Here is a 9,134-nt window from a genome sequence, read left to right on the forward strand (position 1 = left end):
TTTTTAAACACCAACCAATTAATTGAACTATGAGTAAAGTTTTGATTGTGGAAGATAACCTGGCTCAGTTAGAGTTAATGGCTAGATACCTACGGGACAGTGGTAACACAGTTATTTGTATTGCTGATGCTAAAGATGCTTTGGATAAGGCAGTAACGGAAAAACCTGATGTTATAGTTCTAGATATAGTTATGCCAGGAATGAGTGGCTTCGAGTTGTGCCGCAGCCTGAAGAACCATCGGGATACCACTAGCATTCCCATTGTTATTTGTTCTTCTAAAAATCAGGACATCGACCGTCTCTGGGGTATGAAACAAGGCGCTGATGCCTATCTCACCAAACCTTTTTCTAAACAGCAGCTAGTGGACATTGTTAAGTTGGCTGTGGTTTGATTCATCAGTTGAGTCCTAGGAGTAGTAATACTAATTATACCCTAATCTTTTAAAGAGTTTATATCTTAAATAAAATAAATAAAATAAATAAAATAAATAAAATAAATTAATTAATACCTAAAAATAGATTTACTTCATAGTAATTTATTTCGGTTATTATAATAGCTGGCTTGCTATTATTATTGTTTTTTTTATATAGAAATGACAGATAAAACACTCCTGTCATAATAATGCTAGCATTTAAAAAATATGGTTCTTCAGTACCTGCTATGCGCTCATTTCAAGTAAAAAAAATCAGAAAGCTTACTCTACAAGGGAAATGATGCTATTTAATTAACAATAATTTATAAATACTGCCTCTTTCCACTGCTCCCTACTCCCTGCTCCCTGCTCCCTTTGCCAAGCGATGCAGCGCGGTCTTGGGGGTTTCCCCCATGAGCGACTGCATCAAGAAAGTGTTAATTTAGCATAACAAGTACGGAAGAGCCAAAAATATTCAAAAAAATAGGTGAAGTACACAAGTTTTGGATTTTAGGGAACAGGGGTAAAATAATTGTCTGTACCTGATTACTGATTAATATAATATCGGCTATATATTTTATTATTTTAAAAAAAAATCTATATTATTCTAGTTGAATAGTTACTCACTAATGACAGGTATACAATTGCGCCCGGTAATCAAGCCAACCACTACCCTCAAAATTTCTTCCTCTCAACAAAGCAAAAAATCACACCTACAATGGTTTTATAACTTACCAGTTAAAACCAAGCAAATTGTTGGTTTGTTTTCCTCCGAAGTAATCTCTGTGGCTGCACTGATGGGTGTAGGAGCATTATTAATTATCATAGGGGGAAGAGCTCAATTACGTGGGCAAGCTCAGTCAGAGTTGGCTGTCACAGAAATAAACTACAACATTAAAATCAACCAAATGGGGTTTGGGTTCCGTGGTCAATCGGAAAATACTGCTATTATTGAAGCTGCTCTTGCCCATAGTAGAAATCAGTTATTGTCCAAATCACTAGAGGGACAAGTTAAGCAAATTCTCCAGAATGAAGTTAAAGCTCGCCAGATTGAATATGCCACTCTGGTGGACAAAGATTTACGAATTATTGTTAATGCTAATGCTGACCGGAAAGGAGAAACGTTTGATCCCAATAACCTGGTTAGTCAAGTCCTCAAGCAGTCTGAGCAAATTACAGCTAATCAAATTGTCAGCTGGCAAGAATTGAGAAAAGAATCACCCCCTTTACCTGAGGGGTTGATGAAGCAAGATGCCCTAAAGCAAGGTGCCCTAATTCGTTACACGGTCACACCAGTAAAAGACCCAAAAACTGATGATGTGATTGGTGCTTTGGTTTCTGGGGATATTGTTAATGGCAAGGAACCCATTGTCAAGGAAACCCTGAAAACCTTTAACGGAGGCTACAGTGCTGTTTATTTGCATCAGCCTTCGGGAGAATTTGCCTTAGTAACAGCCTTAGACCAAGGTAAAGCTGCCAATTGGGAGCAAGCCCAATCTGATATTCCCTTACCTAATCCATCCCTACTTGAGAAAGTCGTTAATGTTGGTAAAGTAGACGAGTTAGTTACCGACCGTCAGAAGGTAGGAGAGCAAACCTACACCATGGCAGCAAAAGCTCTAATGGATTCTCAGGGAGAACCGGTGGCAGTATTAGTGCGGGGGACTAGCGAATCTGACCTGAATGCTTTTCTTACAGGTAGCCTACTGCTACAAGGGTCCGTTGTGTTCTTGGCATTAGCAACAGATGTATTTTTGGCAATTCTGCTGGGGCGGTCAATTGCTGAACCGATTAAAATGCTACAGCAGACTACCCATAAATTTGCCGCAGGCGATCGCGAAACCCGTGCTGAGGTCATAGCTACTGATGAACTTGGTCAACTGGCAGATACCTTCAATAAACTTGCTGACAACATCGTATCTAAGGAAGAAGCTCTCGCTCAACAGGCTTTTCTCCAGCAAGCCATAGCGGAGCGCTCCCAGTTATTGGCTGAGTTTACCAGCCTTCTTTATAAATCTGTGACATCAGAAAATATCCTAAGTACTTCAGTAGATGGAGTTCGCAGCATCTTGCAAACCGACCGGGTGCTGATCTATAGCTTCAATGAAGGGTGGGATAGTGGAACAATCATGGCGGAATCCGTAGCACCTGGTTGGATTGAAGCCATGGGGAAAATTATAAATGACCCATTGCGGGAAGGGTCTTTGGATCGGTTCAAAAGTGGGCGAGTCTGGGTTTGCCATAACGTCTATGAAGCTAGCTTAACGGGCTGCCACTGTGATATTCTCGAACGGCTACAGGTCAAAGCCAATATGGTTGCGCCCATTTTGCATGAGGAGGAACTGGTAGGTTTATTATGTGCTCACCAGTGTTCTGAGCCACGGGACTGGCAGCCAGAAGAGGCGGATTTATTAAAGCAATTGGCCATTCAGATTGGCTTTGCCCTCAAGCAAGCTGATCTGTTTGAACAGTTACAACAAGCACGAGTAGACGCGGACTTAGCGCTAAAGAAAGCAGCATCAACCTCTGATCAAATCGAACAAGCACGCCGGGCGGCGGAGTTAAATGCTATTGAGCAACGTCAGCAAAAAGAAGCACTCCAGCACCAAGTCCTGGAACTCTTGTATAATGTGGAAAATGCTGCCAAGGGAGACCTCACAGTCCGGGCAGAAGTGGGTGAGGGGGAAATTGGTACAGTGGCAGACTTCTTTAATGCCCTGATGGAAAGTTTGCGGCAAATTGTAATCCAGGTCAAACTTGGCTCGACTCAAGTGAATACTGCTGTTGCTGCTGATGAACAGGCAGTGGGTGAATTAGCCCAGCAAGCAATGGCTCAGTCAGATAAGATTACCCACACACTAAGCTCTATTGAGCAGATGATGTACTCGATTGAAGCCGTCTCAAATAATGCCCGCCAAGCAGCAGAGGTTTCTCACATCGCCTCAAACGCTGCCCTTACTAGTGGGCAAGCTATGGATAGCACGGTTGTGACTATTGTAAATTTGCGAGAGACTGTAGTCAACACAGCAAACAAAGTAAAGCTGCTAGGGGAATCCTCTAAGGAGATTGCTAAAGTAGTTGGCTTGGTACAGGAAATAGCCGTACAAACTAATTTACTGTCAGTCAATGCTGGAATTGAAGCGAGCCGTGCGGGAGAAGAGGGAGAAGGGTTCCGAGTGGTTGCGGAACAAGTGGGTAGACTAGCAACCCAGTCAGCCAATGCCATCAAAGACATTGAACAGGTGATTGACACCATTCAGCAGGAAACCCAAGAGGTGGTCAAAGCCATGGAAGACGGAAAAAAACAAGTGGTTGATGGAACCCAAATGGTTTTCAAGGCTAAACAGAGCCTAGAAGAAATTGTTGCCGTCTCCCATGAGATTGACCAGTTAGTCCAATCTATTTCTAACGCCACAGTTTCCCAAGCCAAAACATCTCGGGACGTTACTGACTTAATACAGGAAATTGCTGCCACCTCCCGACAAACCTCTCATTCTTCTGGCGAAGTCTCTCAATCCCTACGAACAACTGTCGAGGTTGCCCAGAAGTTGCAGATGTCCGTTGGTCAATTTAAGATTGGTGACGAATAGCTGAGGATCTGAGGAGGTTGGAAGCAATCTTTTACATGTCCCCTTTTGCCTACAAGCCTTTTGCCATTAGAGGTGCTTTTCTAGAGTATTAGCCAAGGTAGTTTTGGGGACTGCACCCACCACCATATCTACTCGTTGGCCTCCCTTGAAAATCATCAAGGTTGGTATACTGCGGATACCATAATCACCTGCCACCTTAGGATTTTCGTCGGTGTTCAGCTTAACGACTTTCACCTGACCTTCGTACTGCTGTGCTATCTCATCCACAACCGGAGACACCATCCGACAGGGACCGCACCAAGGTGCCCAAAAATCTACCAATACTGGGATGTCGCTCTCAAGTACCTCTGCCTGAAAGCTGGAGTCTGTAACTTGTGGGGCGGCTGTTGACATGCCTGGAAATCCTTGCGAATACTTTTGCTACGTACCTCCGAAATTTTACCATAGTCACAACACCGATTAAATATCTTGGGCAAAAGTTAACACTCCCATAGGGCGGAACAGGTGAGGCGGTTACAAGTTACAGGTTACAGGTTATTAGGTTACAGGTTACAGGTTGAAGGTTACAGCTTGAAGGTTACAGGTTACAGGTTACAGCTTGAAGGTTATAGGTTGAAGGTTATAGGTTGAAGGTTACAGGTTACAGGTTACAGGTTACAGGTTATCGTCTCAACCTTGGCTTTTCGGCCACGCGATCGCTGAAAGCGGGACTTCGTCCATCGCGTTCAACCTTGGCTTTTCGGCCACGCGTTCGCTGAAAGCGGGACTTCGTCCATCGCGTTCAACCGGCGTTGCGTCAGTCTTTGAATGAATAGGAGTAGAGTGGGCATCCTGCCCGCCCCAAAATAAGCATGAAACTGGCAAGATGCCAGTTCCACGCAAGATGCCCATTCCACGGCAAGATGCCTATTCCACAGGTGCGACCCAAGGCCGGGGAACCCGGCCTTGGAGGCGCGCACCTAAACACTCTTAAAATCATTCCATTATTAAGCAACGCCGTTCAACCTACCCTACACCGAACGCCAAAGGCGAACAACCAAACAACCTTCAACCAAACAACCTTGGCCAATAGGCCACGCGTTCGCTGAAAGCGGGACTTCGTCCATCGCGTTCAACCTTCAACCTTGGCCAATAGGCCACGCGTTCGCTGAAAGCGGGACTTCGTCCATCGCGTTCAACCTTCAACCAAACAACCAAACAACCTTGGCCAATAGGCCACGCGTTCGCTGAAAGCGGGACTTCGTCCATCGCGTTCAACCTTCAACCTTCAACCTTCAACTTTCAACCTTCAATATAAAATAAGGAACCGCCCGAACTATGTCCGGGCGGAGTGTGGTGTGAGGAGTGAACGGAAACATTTGTCTCCGCTTTTTCCATTGTATGTCACCGTTGATTTTTTTTCAGCAATTTCCAAGCCAGTCGAAAAATTTTGACGATTGGCGGTGGTCGCGATAAGTATCTATAATCATCGCTTTAACTATTTAGCTTTAACTATTTAGCTTTAACTATTTAGCTTTAACTATTGACAACAGTTGTTCGTGAACTTTAGAAACCTGTAAAAAAGCTGTTCAATTTATGAATTACCATAATATTTGGTAATTGTCAATGGTCAAGTTTCAATTTTCAATTGATGAACAACTAAGAATGATCAGTATTCAACTAGAGACTATACTATTTACCCATACCCAACTGCTGAGCTTTCTGGTATACTTTTCCTTCTGTTAGCAGAGAGGGAGCAATCACTACTTCCACTTGTTGCATTTCCTTGAGGTTTTTTGCTCCGAGGGTTCCCATACTGGTTTTCAAGGCTCCCAAAAGGTTGTGGGTGCCATCATCCATTTGGGCTGGTCCAGTCAGAATTTGCTCAAGTGTGCCAGTGCTGCCCACTTTTATTCGTGTCCCACGGGGTAGCACGCTCGAAGGGGTTGCCATACCCCAATGAAACCCTTGTCCGGGAGCTTCTTTGGCACGGGCAAAAGGAGAACCAATCATCACTCCATCAGCACCACAAGCAATACACTTACAGATGTCACCTCCTGTAATTAAACCGCCATCAGCAATCACTTGGACATAGTTACCGGTTTCCTGATAGTAGTCGTCACGGGCAGCAGCGCAATCTGCAACTGCTGTTGCCTGAGGTACACCGACACCCAAGACACCCCGAGAGGTACAAGCAGCACCAGGACCAATACCCACCAAGACAGCAGTTGCCCCAACTTTCATCAAATTGAGGGCAACATCATAGGTCACGCAATTCCCCAAAATTACTGGCATGGGCATATCCTGACAAAACTGTCCCAAATCCAGGGGATTGATAGACTCTGGTGACAGGTGAGCTGTAGAAACGACTGTTGCTTGAACAAACATTAAATCAGCACCAGCCTCTGCCACTACCTGACTATATTTACTGGCTCCAGCAGGGGTCAGACTCACAGCTGCAATACCACCTTGGTCCTTGATTTCCCGAATTCGCTGGGTAATCAATTCTGGCTTAATCGGTGAACTATAAAGTTCCTGCATCAGGGGAACAAACTCAGAATTTCCCACCGAAGCAATGCGGTCTAGAATCGGTGATGGGTCAGGATAACGGGTTTGAATCCCTTCTAAGTTGAGAACCCCCATTGCCCCAATTTGGGACAACTTGACTGCCATGGACACATCAATCACCCCATCCATAGCGCTGGCGATAATGGGAATTTCCCGTTCAATACCACCAATACGCCAGCGAGTATCAGCCAAACTGGGGTCGAGTGTCCGCTGTCCGGGAACAAGTGCAATTTCATCTATGCCGTAGGCTCTGCGAGCTATCTTACCTCGCCCAATTTGAATATCCACGCTGTTTTTCTTCCGAGATTATTTTAGCTAGGTTATCAAATTGGAGCGAAGATTGCTCGAACTATACAAAGAAACTATGAATTGTGAAGCATGAAGTATGAATTATGAATTCTTCATACGTAAGCATTCAGCCTTTCCCTGATTTAGGTTTCTTGATGCTTGGGTGGCTAAGGTGGTTTTTTTCGGTAAGGTTTGAGGTGGCTGCTGCCCGTGATGGGATGATATCGGTGGTCGGGGTTTTCTTATCCTTTGGTTTGATTGTGTTACTGGTGATTGTGCTACTGTTGTTACTCATCATCTGGCGGATTTGACTAATTAACTCCCCTAGCTTGCCTTCCTCTAACAAACCATTAATCATTGATAAGCCAGTGGTAGACAGTAGCAGTTTGTTGATGTCACCTACACTGCTAGCTCCGTTACCATTATTGCCATTGACACCGGGGAAGGAGTAAATCCGAGTATCTCCCAAAATTCCTGGCTGGGGAGCCAAGGCTTTGGCAATTTCTGGTAGTTGAGGGGCTAACTCTGGCCATATGGTAGTGATGATTTTAGCATTGAGCTGAGCATCGCTGATGGAATTTTCGGCTTCGATCAGGGATCGTTTACCTTCTGCCTCTGCCAAGGCTTTATCCCGATTTGCTTCTGCTAGGGTGCGGATCGACTCAGCTTCTAGTTCTGCTGCTTGTCTGGCTGCTTCAGCTTGACGAGAGCGGCGGAATACATCGATTTCAATCACGTTTTGCTCACCAATCCGCCTTTGTTCGGCTTCTTGTTCAGCAGCAATGATAGAAAGGCGTTGTTGCCGTTCGGCTTCTTCTACTTCCGTAGCGGTGGCTACAGCGGCTTCAGCTTGAGCTCGTTCGGCTTCGGAATTGAAGCGATCGCGTTCTTTTTCGGCAATTGCGATCGCAGCGTCTTGTTGAGCAATTTTTGACTCTCGTTCTGCTTCTGCCAATTCTACCTGAGAATTAAGCAAGGCAGCATCGACGGTTTTCTGACGAGTAACTTCTGCTACTTCTGCTTCCTGTTTTTGCAGGATTTGTGCCACCTTGAGGGTTTTATTCCGTTCTTCTAATTCAATATCTGCCTGAATTTTCTTCGCTTGGACTGCCAGCTGTTGTTGAACCTTTTCCTCTTCTAAGGTTTTCTGACGATTAATTTCTGCCAATTCCGCTTCTTGTTTTTGCAGAGTTTGGGCTACCTTGAGGGCTTTATTCCGTTCTTCGAGGGTAATATCGGCTTCAATTTGACTTTGCTGCAAGGCTAGTAGCTTGCGAATTTCTTCCTCTTCTACAGACTTATTCTGTAAAATTTTAGTCCGCTGAATTGTGGCTGCTTCTGTGGCTTTAGCTTCTTCTATTTCCCGCTCACGCTGGGCTTTTAGGGCTTCAACCTCAAGCTTTTGTGCCAGTTTCGCTTCTTCTTGTTCTTGGGCAATGCGTAGGGATTGCTTTTCAGCGTTTAGTTCTTTCTCTTCAATGGCAACTTTGGTATTTAGCTCAACTTCAGTTTTTTGCTGAATTGATTGTTGAATGGTTTCCGTGCGCAGACGTACTCCTTGGGCATCAAAGAAGTTATTCGTATCGTAGGTATCACTCTCTTCTATCTCAGAAATAGCGATATTATTGAGGGTTAAACCGACTTTCCTTAAGTCTTGCTGAATCAAATTCAACACTTCATCAGCAAATCCTAATTTATCGGAATCAATTTCTGCCAAATTCTTTTTCTTGGCTGCTGCTCTAATCGCATCATCCGCCCGTTTTTCGATAGCTTCTTTAATATCTTCGGGGGAAATTTTACCTTCACGAGACAGTCGTTGGGCAGCAGTAATCACATCGTCTTCATTGGCATTGATACAGACATAAAAGGTTACCCGCATATTAGCCCGCAGGTAGTCTTGGGTCCGAACTGCTAGGTTACCTGTCCGCTCAACATCAATAGAAATTTCTCTGAGTGGGACACGGGTAAGTTCATGAAATCCTGGCAAAACCACACACCCGCCACTGAGAATAACCGTTTTCTTTTTGATAAAGACACCACCTGTCCGCAAAAATGCCTCATTGTTGGGGGTGATGACATAAACTCTGGTGTAAGCCCAGATGCTTAATAGCAATAATACAATCAGACCTCCAATCACACCGGGGAAAAATAGAATTCCAGGAGGAAGCTGGGCTAGAGATGAATGTATCGGAACAGTTTGCACTGTTGTTGTATTCATGGATGAGTTTGACATGGCTAAATCGATTTGCTGATAAATGGAGCTCTATATACTAATCAGGGAAGATCAGAAAATTTA

General features: G+C 44.5%; 7 protein-coding genes. 4 read left to right on the forward strand and 3 right to left on the reverse strand.

The features are described from left to right. Positions 1-29: 29 nt before the first annotated feature. Both F6J94_RS24775 and F6J94_RS24780 read left to right on the forward strand, forming a co-directional pair. Positions 30-392: a response regulator gene (locus F6J94_RS24775; RefSeq protein ID WP_070391006.1), complete on the forward strand. Its 363-nt coding sequence runs from the start codon at positions 30-32 to the stop codon at positions 390-392. 650 nt (positions 393-1,042) lie between these two features. After that, positions 1,043-4,003 carry a methyl-accepting chemotaxis protein gene (locus F6J94_RS24780; protein WP_293045030.1) on the forward strand — a complete coding sequence of 987 codons (2,961 nt, stop codon included), beginning with the start codon at positions 1,043-1,045 and terminating at the stop codon, positions 4,001-4,003. A gap of 66 nt (positions 4,004-4,069) precedes the next feature. Here the strand turns inward: F6J94_RS24780 and trxA are convergent, their stop codons facing one another. Further along, complete coding sequence (trxA, locus tag F6J94_RS24785; RefSeq protein WP_075896319.1) at positions 4,070-4,396, reverse strand: thioredoxin; 327 nt, start codon at positions 4,394-4,396, stop codon at positions 4,070-4,072. 233 nt (positions 4,397-4,629) lie between these two features. Here trxA and F6J94_RS24790 point away from each other — a divergent pair, with 233 nt between their 5' ends. Together F6J94_RS24790 and F6J94_RS24795 are read left to right on the forward strand one after the other, a co-directional pair. Beyond that, on the forward strand, positions 4,630-4,761 hold the full coding sequence (locus F6J94_RS24790; RefSeq protein WP_293045032.1) for a hypothetical protein: 132 nt from the start codon (positions 4,630-4,632) through the stop codon (positions 4,759-4,761). Positions 4,762-4,854: 93 nt separating this feature from the next. After that, positions 4,855-5,091 carry a hypothetical protein gene (locus F6J94_RS24795; protein ID WP_293045034.1) on the forward strand — a complete coding sequence of 79 codons (237 nt, stop codon included), beginning with the start codon at positions 4,855-4,857 and terminating at the stop codon, positions 5,089-5,091. Positions 5,092-5,674: 583 nt separating this feature from the next. Here F6J94_RS24795 and F6J94_RS24800 read toward each other — a convergent pair. Together F6J94_RS24800 and F6J94_RS24805 are read right to left on the reverse strand one after the other, a co-directional pair. Next, positions 5,675-6,838, reverse strand: coding sequence for a GuaB3 family IMP dehydrogenase-related protein (locus F6J94_RS24800; RefSeq protein WP_293045036.1), 1,164 nt, complete (start codon positions 6,836-6,838; stop codon positions 5,675-5,677). Positions 6,839-6,965: 127 nt separating this feature from the next. Beyond that, positions 6,966-9,071 (reverse strand): SPFH domain-containing protein, encoded by a 2,106-nt coding sequence (locus F6J94_RS24805; RefSeq protein ID WP_293045038.1) that lies wholly within the window; start codon positions 9,069-9,071, stop codon positions 6,966-6,968. Positions 9,072-9,134 lie beyond the last annotated feature (63 nt).

This window comes from Moorena sp. SIO1F2, from assembly GCF_010672755.1.
Taxonomy (GTDB): Bacteria; Cyanobacteriota; Cyanobacteriia; order Cyanobacteriales; family Coleofasciculaceae; genus Moorena.

Excerpts from the sequence above, each read along its gene's own strand:
- F6J94_RS24775 (WP_070391006.1), top strand. The coding sequence starts at position 30 with ATGAGTAAAGTTTTGATTGTGGAAGATAACCTGGCTCAGTTAGAGTTA.
- F6J94_RS24780 (WP_293045030.1), top strand. The coding sequence starts at position 1,043 with ATGACAGGTATACAATTGCGCCCGGTAATCAAGCCAACCACTACCCTC.
- trxA (WP_075896319.1), bottom strand. The coding sequence starts at position 4,396 with ATGTCAACAGCCGCCCCACAAGTTACAGACTCCAGCTTTCAGGCAGAG.
- F6J94_RS24795 (WP_293045034.1), top strand. The coding sequence starts at position 4,855 with ATGAAACTGGCAAGATGCCAGTTCCACGCAAGATGCCCATTCCACGGC.
- F6J94_RS24805 (WP_293045038.1), bottom strand. The coding sequence starts at position 9,071 with ATGTCAAACTCATCCATGAATACAACAACAGTGCAAACTGTTCCGATA.